Origin of the sequence: Sulfurospirillum sp. MES (assembly GCF_000789415.1) — a bacterium.
GTDB classification, from domain to species: domain Bacteria; phylum Campylobacterota; class Campylobacteria; order Campylobacterales; family Sulfurospirillaceae; genus Sulfurospirillum; species Sulfurospirillum cavolei.
Genome location: NZ_JSEC01000044.1, coordinates 1 through 1572, shown reverse-complemented (window position 1 = coordinate 1572; position 1572 = coordinate 1). Strand labels below are relative to the sequence as shown.

General features: G+C 47.9%; 1 protein-coding gene and 1 pseudogene. One reads left to right on the top strand and one right to left on the bottom strand.

Annotation, left to right across the window (positions count from 1 at the left end; genetic code table 11):
• Positions 1–764: pseudogene (locus OA34_RS13280) on the top strand (porin); the annotation flags it as partial.
• Positions 765–807: 43 nt separating this feature from the next.
• Here the strand turns inward: OA34_RS13280 and OA34_RS13275 are convergent.
• A partial coding sequence (locus tag OA34_RS13275; protein WP_039676221.1) for an EAL domain-containing protein occupies positions 808–1572 on the bottom strand: 765 nt, incomplete at its 5' end.

Here is a 1572-nt window from a genome sequence, read left to right as displayed (position 1 = left end):
AGGGTGCAAGCATCGTCAATACCGACCTTCCCAACACAACTTTAACCGCAGCCTACGTGCAAAAATTCCAAGCACAAACCGATGGGGCGGGCAATATCGGTAAATTTACCACCTATAGCAATCCGTATGGCGTTTCTCCGTTGTTAGAAGACGGTGCGTATACTTTAGTTGCTGTGAATAAATCAATTACGGGCTTAACCTTAACCGCGGCGTATGCGGAAGATCTGAACACCAATGGTTCGATGGCGTATGCGGAAGCGGCGTACAGTGCGATGGTTAACGCCTTTACCTATGGTTTAGCGGCGCAATACTACTACAGCGATAAAGACGTCACGGGGAGCAAAAATGCCGATCTTTACGGGTTGAAAGCAAGCCTTGGATACGGCGCGCTCGGCGGTTATGTCGCGTATAGCAGCGTGAGCAAAGACGCAACCGTGACTCCGGGAATCGGTTGGGGCGCGGATCTTGCGTACACCGGAACGATCATACTTTCCAGCAGTTACCCTGCGAACACCGATGCGTATGCGATCGGTCTAAGCTACGCGTTTACTCCGACGACGACGCTTGCGACAAGCTACACGGTAACCGATGACGATGACCTCTCGTACGGTAAAGCTTCTTATGTTTCACTCACGGGCAATTACGCCTTTGAGGGCGCACTCAAAGGGCTCAATCTTCTTGTGATGTACGACAAAGAAAACCGCGATAAAGCGGGTGCTTTAGATAAACACGAGTTTCGATTTAGCGCAAGCTATAAGTTCTAAAACCCTTTGATGCTTTGACATGTAAGCTTACATGTCAAAGCGTTTAAAACAATTCGGGGCGTCCGAAGTGGTAGCCTTGCGAGTAGTCGACGCCCAAATCCGTGACGATGCGGTAGATCGCTTCGTTTTCGACGAATTCGGCGACGGTTTCCAAGCGTTGTTTCTGGGCAAATAAGACGATGGTTTCGACGATATTGCGATTGACTTCGTTGGTATCGATGTTGCGAATGAGGCTTCCGTCGATTTTTAAAATATCGGGTTCATACGAAAGCATACGCTCAAAATTTGAATATCCCGTTCCAAAATCGTCGATCGCGATTTTCACGCCTTTGTGTTTGACGTTTTGAATGAAACGTTGAATGTGGGCAATATCGCGAATGTCTTCGCTTTCCAAAAGCTCGAATACGATGCGGGAAGTCTGCTCGGGATAGCGGTCTAAAAGCTGAAAAATATGACGAATAATCTCTTCGCGTTCGATGTCGTGGAGCGAAAGATTGATCGAAATGGCGGCGTCGGGAATTTTTAAAAGTGCCGCAAACGAATTGTCGAGGACGATTTTGGTAATTTTAGAGTAATAACGCCCCTTCTTGGCGACTTCCAAGAAAAAGTAAGGCGTCAGAAGTTGCCCGCCTTCGTTGACGAGGCGCACGAGCGATTCGTATTTGGCGATCTTGCGCGTACGATTATCGACGATCGGTTGAAAATAGGAGAGAATGTTTCCCGTATCGATGGCGGTTTTAATGGTGTGAATCGTTTCGATGTTTTTCAATGCGTTATCGTACTCGATGCCCGATAATCCGTCGGCATA